Origin of the sequence: Bradyrhizobium sp. SZCCHNR1017 (assembly GCF_032381375.1) — a bacterium.
Classification (GTDB): Bacteria; Pseudomonadota; Alphaproteobacteria; order Rhizobiales; family Xanthobacteraceae; genus Bradyrhizobium.
Genome location: NZ_JAUHIR010000009.1, coordinates 216,714 through 236,738, shown reverse-complemented (window position 1 = coordinate 236,738; position 20,025 = coordinate 216,714). Strand labels below are relative to the sequence as shown.

Here is a 20,025-nt window from a genome sequence, read left to right as displayed (position 1 = left end):
ATCGCAGTGACCGGATCATGCTCAACAGTCTCGATCTCGAAGGCCGTCCTGAAGACACCAGGGTCGTCGTCGCCATGTCCGGCGGCGTGGACTCCTCGGTGACGGCCGCGCTGCTGAAGTCGGAAGGCTACGACGTCGTCGGCATCACCCTGCAGCTCTACGATCACGGCGCGGCGACGCACCGCAAGGGCGCGTGCTGCGCCGGCCAGGACATCCACGATGCCCGCAACGTCGCCGAGCGCCTCGGCATCCCGCACTACGTGCTGGACTACGAAGACCGCTTCCGCGAGTCGGTGATCGACAATTTCGCCGCCAGCTACGCTTCGGGCGAAACGCCGGTGCCGTGCATCGAGTGCAACCGCGCCATCAAGTTCGGCGATCTCCTGAAGACCGCGCGCGAGCTCGGCGCCTCCGTGCTCGCCACCGGCCACTACGTCGCCTCGCGGCGGCTGGCGGACGGATCGCGCGCGCTCACTTGCGCGGCGGACAGCGATCGCGACCAGAGCTACTTCCTGTTCGCGACCACGCGCGAGCAGCTCGATTATCTGCGCTTTCCGCTCGGCGACATGACCAAGCCGGAGGTGCGCGAGCTCGCGCGCCGCTTCGGACTGGAGGTCGCCGACAAGCACGACAGCCAGGACATCTGCTTCGTGCCGACCGGCCGCTACACCGACATCATCGGCAAGCTGCGCCCGAACGCGATGGAGCCGGGCGAGATCGTCGATCTCAATGGCCGCGTGCTCGGCGTGCATCAGGGCATCGCGAACTACACGATCGGTCAGCGCAAGGGCCTCGGCATCGCTGCCGGCGCGCCGCTCTACGTCGTCAAGCTGGACGTCGCCACCCGCCGCGTCGTGGTCGGCCCGCGCGAGGCGCTGCGCACGCATCGCATCACGCTGCGCGAGGTCAACTGGATCGGTGACGGCGCGCTCGACGCCGCCGCGCGCGAGGGCCTCGAATTGTTCGTGCGGGTGCGCTCGACGCGGCCGCCGCAGCCGGCTTGGCTGCGCGGTGCGGACGGCCGTTACGAGGTCGAGCTCGTCGCCGGCGAAGAGGGCGTCTCGCCGGGCCAGGCCTGCGTGTTCTACGATGCCGCGTCCGGCCGCGCCCGCGTGCTCGGTGGCGGCTTCATCCAGAGCGCTGTTGCGGAAAGCAGCAGCTTGGGCGGCAACGTGATCAGGCCGCAGCGAGTGGCCGAGCCGGTCCGCGGCTGATCAGCATCCATCATTCAGGGCAGGGGGCATGGGGGACATCGACCGCGCGGGGGTCGAAAAGGCCTATGAGCGCTGGGCGCCGATCTACGATCTGGTGTTCGGCAAGGTCTTCGATCAGGGCCGCCAATCGACCATCGCGGAGGCCGATCGCATCGGCGGCCGTATTCTCGACGTCGGCGTCGGCACCGGTCTGTCCTTGTCGGACTATGCCCGGACCACGAAGATCTGCGGCGTCGATATCTCCGAGCCGATGCTGCGGCGGGCGCAGGCCCGCGTGCGCGAGCTGAAGCTCCTCAATGTCGAGACGCTCGCGGTGATGGATGCCAAGCATCTCGCGTTTCCCGACAATTTCTTCGACGCGGTGGTCGCGCAATACGTCATCACCGCGGTGCCGGATCCCGAAGCGACGCTCGATGATTTCATCCGCGTGCTGAAGCCGGGCGGCGAGCTGATCCTGGTCAACCATATCGGCGCCGAGAGCGGCCCGCGCCGCATCTTCGAGCTCGCCTTCGCGCCGATCGCGCGCCGGCTCGGCTGGCGGCCGGAGTTCCCCTGGGCCCGGCTGGTGAACTGGGCCGCAAAGCATAGCGGCGTCACGCTGGCCGAGCGCCGGCCGATGCCACCGCTCGGACACTTCTCGCTCATTCGCTACCGCAAGGGCTGACCGCCAGATCCTCTGGCCGTGCGCTTTGCCACGCCATCCGCGCGGAACGCGAACGCGGGGTTTGCGTTGCCCCGCCATGAGCATCAGGCAATCCTTGTTCCTCTCCTTCGCACTGGTCTCGACCGCGGCTGCGGCCCACGCCCAGGCGCCGCCAACGGCGGCCACACCTCCGCAGGCGACGGCGCCGGCCCCCGACGCGAATGCCGCCTGTGCGCCGAATGCCCGCGCGACGGCGACGCCCGACGGCATCACCACCGGCAGTGCCGGCGAGCCGCTCGGCGACAAGCTGGCGAAGACCAACGGTGTGTTATGTCCGCCGAGCGGGGTCGATCCGGAGATGCACGCGCCGACCCCGAAGGGCGGCACGACGCCGGTGATCCCGCCGCCCGGCAGCCCCGGCGGCAATCCGAACGTGCAGCCGAAATGAGCCTCTTGTGATCTGCATTGCCGAGCCGTCGCTCTTGGCGCACATGTCGGCCTGCGGCCCTCGACGACCGGCGGATACATGCGCAAGGCCTTGGAGAGTCGTCCGGAAATCCCCTGGTGTGAAAACCGCTGCTGCCCGCGAGCTTTGCTTGACAGGGGCGGAGACGCCTCCTTATATGCCGCCCGTTCACAAGGCCCGGCGCCCGCTTCGACCGGTCTTGCCTTGATCGAACATCGTGGCGGGGTAGCTCAGCTGGTTAGAGCACGGGAATCATAATCCTGGGGTCGGGGGTTCGAGTCCCTCCCCCGCTACCACGCGTGACCCACTATTGTAGCTGCCGTCTGGGAACACTCCTTTCCCGAGTAAAGCAGCTAGCTTTCCCTTCACTTCGATCTCAAATCCTTCCCTGGGTCCCTTCGGGTAAATCGTGACGCTGTGCACGAGAGCCCGGAAATCGTCGATGAGCGTGCCTCGGTCGTCCTCGGCAATGGCGTGGTCCGCCAAGGTTTCCGCTAGCGCATCGACGGTTGCGACATATCGGTCCAAGGTTGCCGGGTGAAGGGCAACCGGAACAGGCGCTTCCTCGAGCGCGGCCAGTTCCGCCTCTACCCGCTCTCGCTCCTCTTTGAGCTCGGCGATGCGTTGCCGAGCGTCGTCCTCCGAAATGACGTATCGGACGACAAGATCGATGTTGCGCTGCCGCTCGCCCTCGATCCGATCGCGCTTCGCCTCCAGGCGCGTGCGTGTTGCGGCGGCGTCTCCGGCAAGGCGCTCTCGTTCACGATTATAGTTGCGCACATAGGTCTCGATCAGCCGAGGATCCTTCAGTTCTTCGGCCATGCCGCTGAGGACCAGATTTTCGACGTCGCGAAGGTACAAGATTCTGCGGTTCGAACAGCTGCCGCTTTCGCGCACGGCCGAGCAGCGGACGCGGGTCTTGCCCGTTTTGTCCCGGTCATGCACCGACAGGCCGGATCCGCAGCAACCGCAGCGAAGAAGTCCGGAAAGCAGATGTGGCGTTCGGCGCTTGACGTGGCTGGCGAGACGGCTCTTCTGCGACTTCAACAGATGAGCCTGTTCCCAAATGGACTGTTCGACGATCCGCAAATGGGGGGCTTCGATGCGCTGCCACTCGTCCGGCGGATTGGGCCGAGACAGCCGCTTTCCGGTGTCGGGATCTTTGACCATCCGGACCTTGTTCCAGACGATGCGACCCGCATACAGCTCATTGAAAATGAGGCCGTTCCCGCGCTGCGCGTTGCCGTTGATCGTCGATGCATTCCACCGCGGGCCTCGCGGCGGACGAATTTCCTCGCGATTGAGATCCCGCGCAATGTCGCGAGGTGTTCGTCCGTCGGCATAAGCGGCGAAGATGCGCCGAACGACGGCGGCCTCCTGCTCGACGATTTCGAGCTCGCCGGGTTTGCCGGCGACCGCACGATAGCCATAGGCGCGCCCGCCAGCGTGGCGGCCATCGCGTATCACGCCGGCCATACCGCGCCGGACTTTCTTCGCGCCATCCTCGCGTTGCATCTGTCCGACGAGACCGCGAATCCCTATCAGGATGGAGTCTGCCGTGCCGTCATGCACCGCTTGGATCTGGATCCCCTGAAAGGACAGCCTCTTGTGAATTCCGGCGAGATCCTCCATGTCGCGCGAGAGCCGATCCAACGCCTCCACGACTACGACATCGAATGTGTGCAGGCGTGCAGCATCCATCAGCTGCATCAAGCCATCGCGTCCAAAAACCGAGGCCCCAGACCGGGCCTTGTCCTCGAACGTAGCGACGACTGAGAGCTGATGACGCGCCGCATAGGTCCGACACAAAGCGATCTGATCTTCAGTCGATCTTTCGCTTTGGAGCTCGGTCGAGAATCTGGCGTAAATGGCTGCGCGCTTCATCATGAACACCATTGCTGCGGCACCGAGAGTTGACCGCATCAAGATGGCATTTTGTCAGCGGCTCTCTTTCCCGCAGATGATCGCGCCTCGCATCGGCAATCGCAAGCGCTTCAACGAATTTGGCCAGGGCATTGTCAGTTTCGGCAACACAGCCTGTTGCCCGATGCGATCCCTGTCCGGTCTTTTGTCGCGCCATCTCAACAGGATGCTGCGCGGGGAGAGCCGAGGCGAGATCGGGGAACGATGAAGCGTAGCATTGGATAGAATCGAGAACAGAAACGTCGTTTGGATGCGGATCGCTTTGACCTTGGGCACTGTGCCTGCCGTCGGCACAGTCAAAAGAGGGGTGTCCGGAAACGGAAGAGGATCGGAGACGCGCTCGCCGTTTAGGATGCGCTGGCGAAGGAAAGGGTCCGGGATCGAAAGTGGGCGGTGTATGAAGTGAGGATACGAGAGCACGAGTCTTTACGTTCTGCGGCCGGTTGAAGGATCGGAAATCGAGCTCACCGCGGCTTCCTCGAATCGACCTTCCGCACGCCATCCGGCTGGATCTGCGATCCATCGGTTTATATCGGATTCATGCCAGCCCGAACCGTTGCTGCTGATTTTGAGCTGGGCCGGGAACGTGCCCTCGGCGATCTTGCGGTAGATTGTGGACCGGGACAGCCCGGTCCTGGTGAGGATGGTCTTCAACCTGATGATCTGGTTCGCGCATGGCCGTGATGCCCTTCGCTGGTCGATTCTGAGGTGTTGTGAGACCAGAGAGGCCAAACAGATGCAGGCGGACAATAAGAGTTCGCGCGTTGCCAAGCGTGGCGTAGAGCCGGCGGCAAACGGGATGGGTCAAATTCCAAGGCTTCGGCCTCTGCCGAGATCGATGCCATGGACGAAGGCCAGATCCTGGCCGAGCCGGCGGCCTGATTCGAATGCAATGCCGAGATCGTTCTTGCGACCGGCGAGAATGGATTCCAATTGCGGGTCGCGTTCGAGACTTTTCGCCATGTCGCCCATCGCGGACCGCGTGGCCTTGTAACCGGACATGTCCCCGGCCTGATATTGTCGCTGACTGGTGTGCTCGAGCTTCTGCCAGCGCTCTACGAAGCGATCGGCGCGGCGGCTCGGATCGGTGCGCAGTTCAGTCTCGAGCTGGAGCGCGCGGATGGCGCGGTTGAGGCGTCCGCCAGCGGCCTCGCGGGCCAGCTCGGGGTTCTTCTTGTAGGCGGCCTCAGCGTCGTGGGAGCCATAGGGGCGCACCTTTTCGAAGGCCTGGCGGGCGGTCTGTAGCTCTTTGACCTGTTCGGGGCTCGCTCTGCCGCCCATCTCATGCGCTGCGAAGATCGCATCCACGGCGCGAGCATGGCGCACCAGCGCTCGGGTCCGCACACGACGGGCTTCCGCTTCGGGATCTTGCGCCACGGTCCTTGCCGGCACTTCGGCTTCGCGCCGGTCGGCTGCCGTGCCGCTGTTTTCTTTTTCGGGGGATCCCCGCTCGGGCCGTCGTCCGCCATCCCGGTCGAGCACCTCTCCAGAAACGCTAAGGCCGTCGAACATGCCGCGCAGCGTCTCTGGCACGGCCTTGCGCACGATCTCGGCCACGCGCTCGCGGAACGTGATCCCGCGCCGCTCGGCGTAGCTCTGGACGGGATCGGCACGGTCGTAATCCAAGGCCATGTCCTTCGACCGGTCGCGCGACAGAGCACGGTTGAGCCGATCCGCATCGGTAAAATCGTTGCGGCCATAATGCAGGTCCACGCTGTCGCGATGCCGCGACAGTGCGACATAGCTGCTGTGGGCGTCCATGCCGGGCGTTGCCAGTACATGGACCCGGTCGACCGTCATACCCTGCGCCTTGTGGATCGTCGCGGCATAACCGTGGTCGATCCGGTTGTAATCCTTGAGGTCAAAGCGCACGGACCGGCCATCGTCGATCTGCACGGTCATGGATTGCGCGCTGACCAGTTCAATGGTCCCGAGTGTGCCGTTCTTGACACCAAGCCCACGCTCGTTCCGCAGGAACATGATGCGGTCTCCGCCGGCGAAGCTTCTCGCGCCGCGCTCGACCGTTACACCCACCTCATTGCCCAGAGCGCCGGCGGCCCGCATCCGTCCGCGCGCCGCCTCGTTCAGCGCGCGCACCTCGTCATTGGTATGGGTCAGGATGATCCGGCTCCGGTCCGGCGATACCTGCCGGTCGCGGTCCCAGCGCGCGATCAGATCGCCCCGCGCCTGCTCGCGGGTCATCGCCTCATGCACCATGCCGTTGGCCCGATAGGCTTCTAGCGCATGGCCGACCTTGCCGGTCGCCAGATTGCGCGTGGCGTCGCGCTGCCAGTCTTCGCGCTGACGGCGTATTTCGCCGATCTCCGCCCCGCCGTGACGCTCATGGATCGACCGGAAAGCTGCGCCCGCCTCGATGGCCTGCAGCTGCTGCGGATCGCCGACCAGCACGACCTTGGCGCCCGCCTCGGCAGCACGAGACATCACGCGCTCGAGCTGGCGCGTGCCGACCATGCCCGCCTCGTCGATGACGAGCACCTCGCTCGATTTGAGTAGATCACGGCCCTGCTCCCAGCCATGCTCCAGACTGGCAATCGTGCGCGACGCAATGCCCGACCCGCCTTCGAGGTTTTCTGCTGCAATGCCGGACAGCGCCACGCCCCGGACCTCGAAGCCGGCTGCTTCCCACGCCTCCCGCGCCACCCCCAGCAGCGCGCTCTTTCCTGTCCCGGCATGGCCGACCACGACGCTGAGACCGCGTCCATCCGTGACGTGCGCCAAGGCGTCAACCTGCTCGGATGACAGCACCAGGCCGCGTGCTTCCGCACGCGCCAAAGCGGCCTGGCGATCCTCGTCGCGCACCTGGTGGCGCTCCCGTTCTGCCATCAGCTCAGCGGCCCGGTGCAGGCGCCGTTCTGCTTCGATCATTCCGCGGGTGGTGAACCGATCCTCGCCGCGAGCGTCCTTGCCGAGGTCGACTAGATCTGGCGCTCCCTGCATTGCGCCCAGCACTTCATTGAACTGGTCGAGCCCGTCACTGTGCCGATGCGCAAACTTTGCGAGGTCACGGCGTGTGAAGGTCGATTGCTGTTGGGTGATCGCGTCCAGTCCAAGGGAGGGATCGGCGATGATCCTCCTGCCGTTGTTTCGCGCGATCTCGCGGTGCATCTCGGCCCGGTCAGCCTCAGCGCCCTCGCCTCCGCCTCTCCGCCCCTCAATGCGCTTGGCCGGTGCGCCGATCTGGCTTTGCGGCTCGAGCGCAATGCCCTGGGCTTCCAGGCTGCGGTGATCAATCCGCGCGTCGATGTCGAGCTCGGCCAGCCGCTCGTTGGCAATCTCCGCCCAGCGTTCGCGCCAGCGCTCGACCATCTCCGTGCGGTTCCACTCTCTCACCTTCTGACCAAAGCCGTTCTGATCGACCGAGCGCATTGTCAGCATGACATGGGCGTGCGGCTTGGGCAGGCCGTCTTCGGCCCTGTCCCAATGCACATTAAGATCGGCGATCATGCCGCGACGGACGAACTCGCTCTGAACGAAGTCCCGAGCCAGCTCAATGCCCTGCGCCTCAGTCAGTTCTCGCGGAAGGGCGAACTCGATCTCCCGGGCCAGCTGGGCGTCCTTGCGGACTTCGAATGCTTCGACATCGTTCCAGAGCCGCTCGCGGTCACTCCACGCCTCCGGCGCATTCTCCGGCAGCATCACCTCGGAATGGACGACGCCGCGCTTGGCCGAAAAATCCTGCTCACGGCCCAACCGCTCGTCGCGCAGCCGCGAGCCCGAGCGGTAGGCCGCCGATGCCACCGCGCTGCTCCCGGCCTTCCGGCCAATGACCTTGACGTGAAGATGATAGATCGCCATCGCGAGCAGAGCATCTACACAGCGAAGCGTACGTCGGCACGACGTATAAGCGCGCCCTCCCTCGAAAAAATCTCGGGAGGGATTATCCCATCTCAGCTCGTCCTGACGACCTTACGGCAAGGCGCCGCTAGCCGAGTTATCATTTCTCCGCCGACGTAGGGAGACGACAATGCGCAAACCAAGGGACTTTGATGCGGACCTGAAGGCACTCGACGACAAAGCGCACGAGCTTAAAACCCGCAAGGTGCGGCAGCTAGGCGAGCTCGTCATTGCCACGGGAGCTGACGCGCTTAGCGCAGACGAACTCGCTGGTGCGCTGATCGTGCTGGTCGAGACCAAGGAGGCCGGAAAGAGGGAGGCATGGGCCAAGCGCGGCGTCTCGTTCTTTCAAGGACGGTCGATGCGGAATGCGCCAGCAACTGACCGCGACGCTAATGTGGTTTCGACGCAACCGAGCGGCGCGCAACCGGCAACAAGCCGCAAGGGCACGGCGTGACATGCGCTCTTGGCAGATCACGCGCCGAAAGCGCACCCGCCATCTCATCGAACTCGGTGGCCTCGTCGTCAAAGCCGGTGTCGTGGAGCAAACCGGCGATGATCGCGCCATCATCTATGGCGCGCTGCTCTGGGTTGCTGACAAACTCCAAAGTGATCAGCGCGAACGGGCGCGAGCGCTATGGATGGCAGAGGGGAAGCGGGTGTTTGAGGCGGAAGCGGCGACACCAGACAAGAACGATCAAAATGGCTCAACACCAAGCAAGAGCTGAAACTCTGCCTGCCCAATCGCCAGTGTCCTTGACGCGCAATTGGCGGCTGTGCGGTGTGAGCTTGAGCCGGCGAGAGGCATGGCAGCAATGCCGCTTAGCGCTCCGGCAAGCCGGCGGCGATCATCAGCTTGATCATCCGATCGGCGGCCTGGACGAAGACCGGGCTGGTGTTCTTCATCGGCGGTGCAACGTTGAGGGCCGTCGTGCCAGGCCGCAACCTCAGGCCCTCCTGCATGGCCGCCTTCGCCTCCTCGGTCCGGCCCAACTGCTGGTAGGCCGCCGCCAGATTCATGTGCGGTCGCCCCGAGGCCGCGGTCTGCGCCGCGACGGTGGTCGGCGCATCGTTGCTCAGGCTGCATCAGGGCCACGACGGTCTGATTGGCAACGACCTCGTCACCAGCAACGTCGCCATGCTTGAACATGTCTTCAAGCCAAGTGAGGATCACGGGCTGCGCGTAACAGCTCGCGTCTCAATTATAGAACCGAGCATCCCATTCCTGGAGCTGGACAGCTAGTTTGGAAACCCCTTGAGTTTTCCCCAACGGGATTGGTGTGGAGGCAAAAGGGTGAAGGGCGTAGCGCAAGCAAGTCCGCTAGGAAGCGAAGGCGAAGAATGCGACTCCGGCGTCAACGACACCAGCACGCGCCTTGGGAGCACGTCCGCTGAACGTGTATCGAGATCAGCCTGGATCGCGATCGCGCTCAGCTTCGCAGCGGTCCTGCTCGACGGGCTTGATACCAGTTCGATCGGCGTGGCGGCTCCCGTCATCGCAGCCCACTTCATGGTCTCGCCGGCGTCGCTCACACCTGCGTTCGTGCTGACGAGCGTCGGCGCCGTGCTCGGATACCTGGCGTCCGGCCCGCTGGTCAGCCGTTGGCAGGCGCGTCCTGTCCTGATCGCAAGCGTGGCGGCGTTTGGCGTTCTCTCGCTGGCAACGCCGCTTGCGGGTTCCGTGGAGCAGCTTGCAGCGCTGCGCCTGATCACGGCTATTGGGCTCGGTGCAGCGTTGCCGTCGGCGATTGCCATTGCGACGTCGCAATGTCCGCCAAGGCTGAAGGAGACGGCTGCCGTCATCGTCGGGACCGGGCTCGCCGCCGGCGGCATCCTGGGCGGTGTGCTCGGTGCAGTCCTGACCGCGCGTTTGGGTTGGCAGTCCATCTTCATCATCGGCGGTGCCCTGCCGCTCGGACTCTCCCTCGTTCTGCTGTTTTGGTTACCCAGGCTGACCGCCGCGCGCGATCCGTTGTCGACCAATCAACGCGACCTGCACCTGGGCGGTTTGAAGCTGATCGGAGATCTGCTCGCCACTGGCGTTGCGAGCCGGACCGTCAGCCTTTGGATATTCTCCTTTCTGATCTTCGCTGACGGCTACGCACTGGTGTTCTGGCTGCCGGCGCTGCTCGTCAAGCTCGGATTCTCGACCGAATATTCGCAGCTTGGCATCAGCTTCTTCAGCGCCGGCGGCCTGGTCGCCAACGTCCTCGTGATGCTCCTCGTGAGCAGGCTTCCGATTGCGCGTATCCTGGTGTCGGCCGTGACCCTTGGGGTCATGTCTGCGGCGGGGCTTGCGGCGCACGACGTGGTCCCGCTCGGTGTCTGGCTGCTGATTGCCGGAACCGGTGCAGGTCTGATCTCCTGCAGCGTGGGGCAGTCCGCTCTCGCTGTCGCGATCTATCCCGAAGCGCTTCGCACCCACGGTGTCGGCTTCTCCGCTGCCGCCGGCCGCATCGGCTCGATCGTTGGGCCCGCGTTCGCAGGTCTCCTCGTTTCGAAGGGTGTTGCGCCGAAAGCGATCTTGCTCGCGGCCACGCTTCCCGCATTGCTTGCGATCTTCGCTCTGCTTCCGCACTTGCGGACGACGGAGCGGTCATGATGCGGCGTTTCAAATCTGGAACGCTGCTCGCCATTTTCGGACGCTGGCTGCATTTGGTGAGAGAGCTTAAGCCGTGGGGCCGGGAAGTGCCTTGTCGGAATAGGAATGACCGCTGTGGAGCATGTTGAGCTGGAAACGCCGTTTGGTCGGCTGCGCGGCGCGCGATCAGAAGGAGTGACCGCGTTTCGGAGAGTTCCGTATGCGGAAGCCCCCGTCGGCCCATTGCGCTTTGAGATGCCGTCAGTGCCGCCGCGATGGGGCGGTGTTCGCGACGCCGTCGCGGCCGGGCCGATTCCTCCGCAGAATCCGTCGCGTCTCGACGTGGTGATGGGGACCTACGACGTCGAGCAAAGCGAGGATTGTCTCCATCTGGACGTCTGGACCGGTCATGCGGCAGGCGACCGCGCTCCGGTCCTGGTGTTCATTCATGGCGGCGCCTTCATGACCGGAGGCGGATCGCTGCCTTGCTACGACGGAGGCATCCTCGCGAAGGACAATGGCCTCGTCGTTGTCAACGTCAGCTATCGGCTCGGCATTCTCGGCTTCTTCCCGCATCCCGGCCTCGGCGGTCTGAACCTCGGCCTGCACGACCAGGTCGCAGCGTTGCGCTGGATAGCACAAGCCATCAGCGTGTTCGGCGGAGATCCGCAGCGGATCACGGTGATCGGCCAATCGGCGGGCGCATTCAGCATCGCGGCCCTTGCCGGCATCGAAGCTGGATCGGGGCTGTTCAACCGGGCGATCCTGATGAGCGCGCCGGTCGGCGTCAAGCTGCGTACCGTCGAACAGTCGCGACCGGTCGCCAATGCAATCCTCGATGTTCTCGGCATCGCCGCTGACGAGGTCGACAAACTCCGAACGATCCCGATTGGTCGCGCCCTCGAGGGCTTGCGCATGCTGCAAAGGCGGCCGCCGGCGACCCCGGGAGATATCACGCCTCCCTTCATGCCGGTTCTGGATGATGCCCTCGTGCACCGCGATCCCATCGAGTCAATTCGAAGCGGCGGCGCACGGTGGTGCGACATGATGATCGGCTTGACGCGCGAGGAGTATGCCGCGTTCTCGATCTCGAATCCGTCGCTCGACGAACTGTCCGATGATGCGCTCGAGGACGTGATCCGATCCCAGGGGGACGACGACGCAAGTGCGACGCTGGCACGGCTGCGTTCCTCGCGCGTGCCTGCGACACCTCGCATGCTCCTGGGCGACTTCTACAGCGAACGGATGTTCACAAAGCAGAGCCTGGAGATCGCCGCCACGCAGTCCAGCCTCGGTCGAAAGGCCTTCACCTATCTGTTCGACTGGCAGGCGCCCGTTCCGGGCCTGGGAGCCTGCCATTGCATCGATCTTCCCTTCCTGTTTGGCAACTTCAACATCTGGCAGTCGGCTGCCATGGTCAAAGGCGCGGACCGGCGCGAAGTGCAGGACCTGAGCCGCCTCTTCAGAGGCTCGATCGCCGCGTTCGCGGCAGCGGGAGACCCGAACGCGCGCGGTCTCCCGGAATGGCCCGCCCACGCGGCGGATCAGGCGGTCCTGCATTTTGATCGCCGCATCACGGCATCGCGATACATCGCCTGACTCGAGCAGGAACGGCCGGGAGTTCTCTCAACGCCTGGCCGGTCTGGGCCTGCGCTTCTTCACGGCGCGTTGGGATTTGCGCCTCACGGCGGACGCCGGACCCGATGGCTGCGGACTATCGGACGAGCGCAGCCTGTCCTGAAGAAATTTGGCGAGACCGGCGAGGAACAAACGGCCGGCGACCGTCAGGGATCGGCGCGAAGGATAGAGCGCATAGAACGTCACCGGTGGCGGCGCCCAGTCGGGAAGCGGCAGAACGAGCCGGCCATCGAGCAGGTCGGCGTCGCACATCGGCATCGGCAGTCGCGCGAGACCGAGGCCGCGTAGCGCAGCCTGGCGAATGATGTTGAGGTTGTTGGCTGAAAAGTTGAGCTTGACGTTGATCTCCGTCGTCGCGTCGCTTGCGCCTAACAGACGCCAGCGCGCCATGAAGCCGTCGGCGCCCCATCCGACGCCCGGGAGGCCTTCGAGGTCTGCGGGGGTCGTGCGCGGGCCGAGGCGCGCCATCAGGGCGGGCGCTGCGACTAAGCGGTAAGGCGCTGTCGCGAGCTTCTGGCAGATCAATTCGGAATCCGCCAGATCTTCGCGCACAGGATGGATTGCGAGGTCGTAGTGATCGATCTTCGGGTCGAACGTCCCTTTGGTGTTGTCCAAGGTCAGGCGCACATCCGGATAGGTCTCGGCAAACTGGATGGCAAAATCGGCGACCAGAATCTCGGAGAGGACGGCCGGGCAGGAGATGCGCAGCATGCCCGAGGGGCGGTTCGTGCGGTCCTCCGCAAGCGCCTTGATCGCAACCAGCTCTTCCCTGATCTTCTGGCTCCGCTCGTAGATAGAGAGGCCGATTTCAGTCGCCGCGAAGTTGCGCGGGCCGCGATGAACGAGATGCACGCCGAGCTGACTTTCGAGGTCGCCGATCCGTCTGCTCAAGCTCGACTTCGGAATGCCTGTCTTGCGGCTCGCCGCCGACAGGCTGCCGGCCTCGATGATTTCGACGAGAAGTGTCAGGTCATCGACCGTTCCCATGAGTAATCCTCTGCGGAGATCTCAGACAGAAGTCCGGATTCGATGAGACGATCGAAAGCGGCACTCCAGCAAGCAGGTCGTCGTTCCAATCCTGGAACGTGACTGTACCGATTGCCGGACTTTTTGTCCCGCGTCCACTGCCTATGCTGTTTCACCGAACTGAACGGGGCGGTTCGAGGGACAACACGCCGGACCACGACAGCGTCTGATGTCTTGGACCTGGGCTTAGAGGACATTGGAGGGGGACTTGAGGCATCATATTCAGCCATTACTCATGGCACTGGCTTTTGCGTCGTGCGCAAGCGCGGCAGCTGTCGCGGAGGATTTGCCGGTCAAGGCAAAGCCAGCGGCCTCCGGTCAGCCATTCTTTTCGCTGATCGATGATCGCCTCACCTTCTCCTATATCCCCAAGGCGACGGACCCCGGCGTGTTCTCCAGGAATCCGGACGGGTCGCTCAACAGCACGACCGCGATGCAGGTCTACTCGTTCACGCATTTCGACATCTGGCAGTACGGTACGAACTTCCTGAACATTTCGATGTTCAAGGCGGACCATAACGATCCCGCCAGCCCCTGCACGAACGCGGGCGTCGTGGTCAATCCGGGCACCGGTGTTGCAACACCGGCCAATTGCGCGGGTGCAATCTTTTTCACCGGTCAGAGCCGTTCGACATTTGGCTGGAATGAAATCTTCGATACCAAGGCGTTCACGGTCGGCCCGCTCCGCAACATCTCCTTCGAGGTCGGTTTGGACCTGAGCACGTCGAACTACTATCGCGCCGCCGCTGCGCAGGCCGTATCGGCCGGCCTGCAGTTCCAGTTCGATCTTCCCTACAAGGGTTACGTCAACGTCGCGCCGCTCGCGACATGGATCTACATGGCACACATGGGATTCCTGCAGTGCGGTGGTGGCTTTGCCCCTCCGGGGCCCGGCGTGAGCTGTCTGCCCGACGGCAACCGGCGGTATCAGCCGACCTGGGCGATTGAAACGAACTACTACATGGACCTCGGCTTCTTACCCGAGAGCATGCGCTATTTATCCATCAGCGGCCGCGCCCAGTTGCTCGGCGCGCTCGGCCCCGAGAACAGCCCACTTCCCTATAATCCGCTGCCCGTCGCGGCGCCGGCCAACTCCATGACCAAAGTCTCACTCAACTCCGAGCCGATCCGCCTTACCTTCGATGCCTCCAAAGCGATGTGGGGCCCGAAATTCTCGCACTATCTCGATGTCTGGGTGGCCTATCGCTACTGGCAGAACAAATACGGTCTCGATCACAATGTCAGCAAGCTCTGCACGAGATCGCCAGGGGTGAGCAACAACACCTGCACCGAATCGAGTCTGTCCAGCGGCATCAGCGTGAAGTTCTAGTGCGTCGACAAAACGGGGGAGAGCGGTTTACCTGCCGCGCCTGATGCGACCGTCGTCAGCTTTTTGGCGTCGCACAGCACCGCCCGATGGGAAACGATGTTCGGAGAGGCCTTGTGCGAGGCCGCGGACAGCAAGCAGATGTCCCGCCATGGGTTCGGCACTCAACTGCTTCGGATCCAGGAATTTTCTGGCCGTCGTGATGAACAGCGTTTTGAGGTCGCTGCCTCCAAAGCACACGCAGGTCGGGTTCGTCACCGGCAATGGGACGATGGTGTCGATCTGCCCGTTCGGGCGGTAGCGTACGACGCGGCCGCCCGAGAAGAAGGCTGTCCATAACCCGCCTGCGGCATCGACGCAGGCGCCGTCCGGTCTTTCCTTCGACGTGCTATAATCTGCAAACAGGCGCCGGTTGCTGATGATACCGTCGTCGAGATCGAAGTCGAACGACCAGGTGCAGTATCGCCGCGTATCGGTGAAATAGAGCGTGCGGTTGTCCGGCGCGAACGCGATCCCATTGGTCACGATGACGTCGCCGAAGATGCGCGTCACCTGGCCGTCTCCGGTCACGCGATAGAGCGAGCCGTTCGGGCGATGCAGCTGGTTGTCCATGGTGCCGATCCACAAGCGGCCGCGCGCATCAACCCGGCCGTCGTTGAGGCGGTTGTCGAGGCCGTTTTCGACCTCGACAAACTGCTCCGGATGATCGGCCGCGCGACGGTACAGAGTCAGATCCCGTGCGAGCAGATGCGAGCCGTCCGCCGTCAGCGCCTGGCTGCCAAGGAATTGACACTCATGGGAAACAGCGTGGTGCGCGCCAGTTTCCGGATCGAACGACTGATGCAGCCTGCCGTCGATATCGATCCACCACAGCTTGCGGGTCCGGTCGCACCATAATGGCGTCTCGCCGAGGAGATCGGCGTTGGCCACCGCAATCTCGACCCGATCAGCGGAGATCGAATGAATGGTCATGTCGGAATCCCGTTCCAGCCGCGCGCGCTATCGATCTCAGCTTTTCCAGCGGGCGCATCGCCTGGACGAAGCGGCAGTTCCTTGCGCAGCAGGTCCGCGGCGTCGGCGGAAGGAACGACAACTCCACGCCGACAGCAAGCCCCGGCGTCGCGACGGATCGGACATGCCCGAGCGCGAGCGTCATGGCCTCGACCGAGGTTGACGATCCGAACACGGCCGGCGGCATCCAGTATCCGGCGTCCGTCCTATTGGGGATGCTGTCCCGCTCGTTCCGGTTGGCGGTGTAGACCGTCTTGTCCGGCTCGCCCTTCACATAGATGAGGATCGGCAGGTGCCGGCTGATGCCGATCGCGTCCATGAAGTCGAACTGGAAATGGTAGTAGCCGCCGAGAAGGTACTGATGTTGTGCTTCGACGTGCAGATCAGGACGTCGATGCCGGCCGCGTCGAGCAGGCCGTCGAGCCGGGCGGTCGAGAAGGGAATGTTGGCGCGCATGAATCGTTCTCTGCGTCGACCACCCGGGGGGCGGCAAGGTGAGGGCGATCAATTGCCGGTCCAGGAGGACAGGGCATGCGCGACACAGTTGTTGATGTGCTCGCTCAGGACGGTCCTTGCGCCCTCGATGTCGCGCCTCAGGGCGCATTCCAGCAGCGCCTTGTGCTGGTTGATCGTCTCGCTGCCGCGATAGCGCAGTGCGTAACGGAAATATTTGTCGAACACGATGGAATGCGTATGCATCAGCTCGCGCGACCCGCAACGCGAGATCAGCGCCTGGTGGAATTCGCCGTCGTAGCGCTTTCGCAACTCGGGATCGTCGCCCTCCTTCAGGATGGTGCGCTCGGTCGCGGCCAGCTTGTGATGCGCTGACACCACGCGTCCTTCCCACTCGACGTCTCCGGCGCGGAACGACTCGGCCATGGCGTGATGCTCCAGCAGGATGCGCAGCTCGGCGAGCTCGCGCAGGTTCTGGAGCGAGACCGGTGCCACCTCGAAGCCACGCTGCCCTTCGGCGACCACGAAGCCTTCGGACGCCAGGCGATTGAGGATCTCGCGCAGGGTCGAGATGCTGACGCCGTAATCCTCCTTCATCGCCTCGAGCCTGAGGCGTCCCGACGGCGTGAGCACGCCGAAAATGATGTCGGAGCGGATGCGCCGATAGCCGCTGTCGCCCGCCGACAGCGGCCGTTCCTCAAGATCCGTCATGCCTTCTGATCCCGCTCGCCCGGAGCGCCGCCCTGTGGGAGCGGGCCACTCGCCGGCATTATAGCAGAGTCGCGGCATCTGATGTCCATTGAAATCTCATATGAAATTATGATTGTCGTTTGACATCGATATTGATGTGTGTTTTCTCGATAAACAGAGGGTACGGAAAATAAGCGCTCAACCCGCCGCGTGCCCCGAAGAAACCAGGGAGGACACGATGAGCTTGTTCGCACGGGCGCTGTCTGCCGCCGCGATCTCGGTGGCGCTGACGGTCGGCGCATCTGCCGCCGATGACATTCAGGAGCGGACGATCCGGTGGGGGCACCTGAACAACACCGATCACCCCGTCAGCTTCGGCGTGCAGAAGTTCGGAGAGATCCTGCTGGCCAAGAGCGGGGGTAAGATGAGGGTCCGCGAGTTCGCGGCCTCGCAGCTCGGCAACGAATTGCAGCAGCAATCCGCGCTGCGCGGCGGCACTCAGGAGATGCTGTCGGCCTCGACCACGTCGCTTGCGACCGTCGTGCCCGAGTTCGGCCTGATCGATTTCCCGTTCCTGTTCAACACGACCGAGCAGGCCGATGCGCTCGCGACCGGCAAATTCGGCAAGGCCATGCTTGAGGGCCTGCCGTCGAAGAACCTGATCGGCCTCGGTTATTGGGGCCTTGGCTTCCGCAACGTCACCAACAGCACCCGGCCGATCACCAAGGTCGAGGACTTCGCCGGCCTGAAGCTGCGCGTCATTCCGAACCCGGTCTATCTGGAGAGTTTCAGCGCTTTCAAGGCCAATCCCGTCCCGATGGCGTTCGGCGAATTGTATTCGGCGCTGGAGACTCGCACCGTCGACGGGCAGGAGAATCCCTACACCGTCATCCTCTCCAACAAGTTCTACGAGGTGCAGAAGTACGTCTCGGCCACCAACCACACCTTCACCCTCAACATCATCCTGGTGAGCAAGACGTTCTGGGACAAGTTGTCGCCGACCGAGCAGCGCCTGATGCGCGAGGCCTATGAGGAAAGCCGCAACTATCAGAAGGAGCAGACGCGCCTCCAGACCGAAAAGGCGCTGGCGGAATTGCAGGCCAAGGGCATGCAGTACAATGCGATCGCTCCCGAGGAGACCGAGCGCATGCGCAAGGCGGTTCAACCGGTCGTGGACAAGGTCTCGGCCAATCTTCGGCCCGAGACGGTGAAGCTGTTCAACGAGGAAGTCGAGCGCATCCGCAAGGACGTAAAGTAATCGCCTCTCCATCACGATAGGCGGCGGAGCCGGCCCATGCCGGCTCACGTCCCACATCTGCTCGGACCTGACGCATGGCGCAGTTTCTCGACCTCTATTGCTCGTTTCTGAAAGCCGTCATTGCCGCGTGTCTCGCGGCCATGGTGGTGCTGGTCTTCGGCAACGTAGTGCTGCGCTATGGCTTCAACTCCGGCATCACGGTGTCCGAGGAGCTGTCGCGCTGGCTGCTGGTGTGGCTGACCTTCCTCGGAGCCATCGTCGCGCTGCGCGAGCACGCCCATCTCGGCGTCGACAGCCTGGTGCGGAAGCTGCCGGCCTCCGGCAAGCGCATCTGCTTCCTCATCAACTACGGCCTGATGCTGTTCGCCGATTGGCTGCTGCTCTCCGGCAGCTGGCGTCAGACCCTCATCAACATCGACGACCGCGCGCCGGCGACCGGTCTGTCGATGGCCATCTTCTACGCCGTCGGCGTGATCTTCGGTGTGTCGGCCGCAATTATCCTTCTCTACGACCTGTACCGGGTGATCAGCGGGCAGGCGAGCGAGGAGGACATGGTGGCGGTCAGGGAATCGGAGGAGCAGTGATGGCCTCGATCGTCTTCGCGCCCTCTCACTCTCTCCGCGTCACCCGGATCATGCCATGACGATCGTCGTCTTCACCGTCTCTCTGCTGGGCGCCATGGCGCTGGGCATGCCGATCGCCTTTGCGCTCCTCATCTGCGGCGTCGCCCTGATGAGCACCATTGACATGTTCGATCCCCAGATCGTCGCCCAGAACGTCATCAACGGCGCCGACAGTTTTCCGCTGATGGCCATCCCGTTCTTCATGCTCGCGGGCGAGATCATGAACAAGGGCGGACTGGCCAAGCGCATCGTCAATGTCGCACTCGTGGCGGTGGGGCATTTCCGGGGCGGCCTGGGCTACGTCACGATCCTGGCCGCCTGCATCCTGTCGTCATTGTCGGGGTCGGCGGCGGCCGACGCCGCCGCGCTGGCGGCGCTGCTGGTGCCGATGATGGTGGCGGCGGGACACAAGAAGACCTATGCGGCGGGTCTCGTGGCGGCCGGCGGCGTGATTGGCCCGGTGATTCCGCCCAGCATCGGATTCGTGATCTTCGGCGTGGCCGCCAACGTCTCGATCTCGAAGCTGTTCCTTGCCGGCATCGTGCCCGGCCTTTTCCTGGGATTGGGCCTTTGCGCCGCCTGGTACTGGGTGGTGCGCAAGGAAAACCTGTCGCCGCCGCCGCGCGCCGCGAGGTGTGGCATGCGATCACCGACGGCTTCTGGGCACTCATGCTCCCCGCCATCATCATCGTCGGCCTGCGCTTCGGGATCTTCACGCCAACCGAGGCCGGCGTCGTCGTCGCCGTCTATTCGATGTTCGTCGCGACGTGCATCTATCGCGAGCTGAAATGGTCCGAGATCTACGCGGTCCTGGTCTCGTCGGCCGTGACCACGAGCGTCGTCATGTTCCTGGTCGCTGCGGCCTTGGTGTCGTCCTGGCTGATCACGGTGTCTGAGATCTCCAACCAGGTCGTCGATCTCCTGAAGCCGTTCATGAGCAACAACACCATCCTGATGCTCGCGATCATGGTGGTCGTCGTGATCGTGGGCACGGCGCTCGACATGACGCCCACCATCCTGATCCTGACGCCGATCCTGATGCCAATCATCAAGGCGGCAAATATCGACCCCGTCTATTTCGGCGTGCTGTTCATCATCAACAACTCCATCGGCCTGATCACGCCGCCGGTCGGCATCGTGCTTAACGTCGTCTGCGGCGTGTCCAAGATCAGCATGGAAGACATCATCAAGGGGGTCTGGCCCTTCATGATCGCGCAGCTGATCGTCCTGTTCGCGATGGTCCTGTTTCCCGGCCTGGTGACGGTGCCGGCGCGATGGTTCGGCGGCTGATCGGGCTGCGTTGGCAAAGGAGTCGAA

19 protein-coding genes, 1 tRNA gene and 1 pseudogene are annotated in these 20,025 nt (G+C 63.8%); 13 read left to right on the top strand and 8 right to left on the bottom strand.

Annotated elements, in window-relative coordinates; translation table 11 throughout:
- The first annotated feature begins 17 nt into the window (after positions 1-17).
- The 4 genes from mnmA (at position 18) to QW863_RS22770 (ending at position 2,619) form a co-directional block, all read left to right on the top strand.
- Complete coding sequence (mnmA, locus tag QW863_RS22785) at positions 18-1,214, top strand: tRNA 2-thiouridine(34) synthase MnmA (RefSeq protein WP_315714172.1); 1,197 nt, start codon at positions 18-20, stop codon at positions 1,212-1,214.
- Positions 1,215-1,242: 28 nt separating this feature from the next.
- A complete protein-coding gene (locus QW863_RS22780) occupies positions 1,243-1,878 on the top strand; it encodes a class I SAM-dependent methyltransferase (RefSeq protein ID WP_315714173.1) in 636 nt (211 codons plus the stop codon).
- A 76-nt stretch (positions 1,879-1,954) separates the two neighbouring features.
- Positions 1,955-2,305 carry a hypothetical protein gene (locus tag QW863_RS22775; RefSeq protein WP_315714174.1) on the top strand — a complete coding sequence of 117 codons (351 nt, stop codon included), beginning with the start codon at positions 1,955-1,957 and terminating at the stop codon, positions 2,303-2,305.
- 237 nt (positions 2,306-2,542) lie between these two features.
- A tRNA-Met gene (locus QW863_RS22770) sits at positions 2,543-2,619 on the top strand.
- On the opposite strand, the gene QW863_RS22765 is transcribed toward QW863_RS22770, so the two are convergent.
- Positions 2,576-4,207, bottom strand: coding sequence for a recombinase family protein (locus tag QW863_RS22765; protein ID WP_315768699.1), 1,632 nt, complete (start codon positions 4,205-4,207; stop codon positions 2,576-2,578). The two genes, QW863_RS22770 and QW863_RS22765, sit on opposite strands and share 44 nt — an antisense overlap.
- Here QW863_RS22765 and QW863_RS22760 point away from each other — a divergent pair.
- Positions 4,191-4,454, top strand: coding sequence for a hypothetical protein (locus QW863_RS22760; protein ID WP_315707331.1), 264 nt, complete (start codon positions 4,191-4,193; stop codon positions 4,452-4,454). The genes QW863_RS22765 and QW863_RS22760 overlap by 17 nt on opposite strands.
- A 218-nt stretch (positions 4,455-4,672) precedes the next feature.
- Here QW863_RS22760 and QW863_RS22755 read toward each other — a convergent pair whose 3' ends face one another.
- Both QW863_RS22755 and traA read right to left on the bottom strand, forming a co-directional pair.
- On the bottom strand, positions 4,673-4,948 hold the full coding sequence (locus QW863_RS22755) for a helix-turn-helix transcriptional regulator (RefSeq protein WP_315707353.1): 276 nt from the start codon (positions 4,946-4,948) through the stop codon (positions 4,673-4,675).
- 102 nt (positions 4,949-5,050) lie between these two features.
- Positions 5,051-8,062, bottom strand: a complete 3,012-nt coding sequence (gene traA, locus QW863_RS22750; RefSeq protein WP_315714175.1) for a Ti-type conjugative transfer relaxase TraA — start codon at positions 8,060-8,062, stop codon at positions 5,051-5,053.
- Between the two features lie 169 nt (positions 8,063-8,231).
- Between traA and QW863_RS22745 the strand changes: the two genes are divergently transcribed.
- Both QW863_RS22745 and QW863_RS22740 read left to right on the top strand, forming a co-directional pair.
- Positions 8,232-8,558, top strand: coding sequence for a conjugal transfer protein TraD (locus QW863_RS22745; RefSeq protein ID WP_315706518.1), 327 nt, complete (start codon positions 8,232-8,234; stop codon positions 8,556-8,558).
- A gap of 1 nt (position 8,559) precedes the next feature.
- The gene (locus QW863_RS22740) at positions 8,560-8,829 is read left to right on the top strand and encodes a conjugal transfer protein TraD (RefSeq protein WP_315706517.1); all 270 of its coding nucleotides are present in this window, start codon (positions 8,560-8,562) and stop codon (positions 8,827-8,829) included.
- A 94-nt stretch (positions 8,830-8,923) separates the two neighbouring features.
- Here QW863_RS22740 and QW863_RS22735 read toward each other — a convergent pair whose 3' ends face one another.
- Positions 8,924-9,121, bottom strand: a complete 198-nt coding sequence (locus QW863_RS22735) for a tetratricopeptide repeat protein (RefSeq protein ID WP_315706516.1) — start codon at positions 9,119-9,121, stop codon at positions 8,924-8,926.
- Between the two features lie 274 nt (positions 9,122-9,395).
- Between QW863_RS22735 and QW863_RS22730 the strand changes: the two genes are divergently transcribed.
- Positions 9,396-10,703, top strand: coding sequence for an MFS transporter (locus tag QW863_RS22730; protein WP_315706515.1), 1,308 nt, complete (start codon positions 9,396-9,398; stop codon positions 10,701-10,703).
- 105 nt (positions 10,704-10,808) lie between these two features.
- Positions 10,809-12,281: a carboxylesterase/lipase family protein gene (locus tag QW863_RS22725; RefSeq protein ID WP_315706514.1), complete on the top strand. Its 1,473-nt coding sequence runs from the start codon at positions 10,809-10,811 to the stop codon at positions 12,279-12,281.
- 27 nt (positions 12,282-12,308) lie between these two features.
- Here the strand turns inward: QW863_RS22725 and QW863_RS22720 are convergent, their stop codons facing one another.
- Positions 12,309-13,307: a LysR substrate-binding domain-containing protein gene (locus tag QW863_RS22720; protein ID WP_315706513.1), complete on the bottom strand. Its 999-nt coding sequence runs from the start codon at positions 13,305-13,307 to the stop codon at positions 12,309-12,311.
- Positions 13,308-13,581: 274 nt separating this feature from the next.
- On the opposite strand from QW863_RS22720, the gene QW863_RS22715 reads away from it, so the two are divergent.
- Positions 13,582-14,676: a hypothetical protein gene (locus tag QW863_RS22715; protein WP_315706512.1), complete on the top strand. Its 1,095-nt coding sequence runs from the start codon at positions 13,582-13,584 to the stop codon at positions 14,674-14,676.
- Positions 14,677-14,703: 27 nt separating this feature from the next.
- On the opposite strand, the gene QW863_RS22710 is transcribed toward QW863_RS22715, so the two are convergent.
- The 3 genes from QW863_RS22710 to QW863_RS22700 are packed head-to-tail and all read right to left on the bottom strand — an operon-like array spanning position 14,704 to position 16,848.
- Positions 14,704-15,645 (bottom strand): SMP-30/gluconolactonase/LRE family protein, encoded by a 942-nt coding sequence (locus QW863_RS22710; RefSeq protein ID WP_315706511.1) that lies wholly within the window; start codon positions 15,643-15,645, stop codon positions 14,704-14,706.
- A complete protein-coding gene (locus QW863_RS22705) occupies positions 15,620-16,192 on the bottom strand; it encodes a hypothetical protein (RefSeq protein ID WP_315706510.1) in 573 nt (190 codons plus the stop codon). The genes QW863_RS22710 and QW863_RS22705 overlap by 26 nt, the downstream gene beginning before the upstream one ends.
- Positions 16,189-16,848, bottom strand: a complete 660-nt coding sequence (locus tag QW863_RS22700) for a GntR family transcriptional regulator (RefSeq protein WP_315706509.1) — start codon at positions 16,846-16,848, stop codon at positions 16,189-16,191. The genes QW863_RS22705 and QW863_RS22700 overlap by 4 nt, the downstream gene beginning before the upstream one ends.
- A 217-nt stretch (positions 16,849-17,065) precedes the next feature.
- On the opposite strand from QW863_RS22700, the gene QW863_RS22695 reads away from it, so the two are divergent.
- The 3 genes and pseudogenes from QW863_RS22695 to QW863_RS22685 all read left to right on the top strand — a co-directional run bounded on the left by QW863_RS22695 (position 17,066) and on the right by QW863_RS22685 (position 19,998).
- On the top strand, positions 17,066-18,085 hold the full coding sequence (locus tag QW863_RS22695) for a TRAP transporter substrate-binding protein (protein WP_315706508.1): 1,020 nt from the start codon (positions 17,066-17,068) through the stop codon (positions 18,083-18,085).
- A 74-nt stretch (positions 18,086-18,159) separates the two neighbouring features.
- A complete protein-coding gene (locus QW863_RS22690; RefSeq protein WP_315706507.1) occupies positions 18,160-18,669 on the top strand; it encodes a TRAP transporter small permease in 510 nt (169 codons plus the stop codon).
- A 55-nt stretch (positions 18,670-18,724) separates the two neighbouring features.
- A pseudogene (locus QW863_RS22685) lies at positions 18,725-19,998 on the top strand (TRAP transporter large permease).
- Positions 19,999-20,025: the final 27 nt, after the last annotated feature.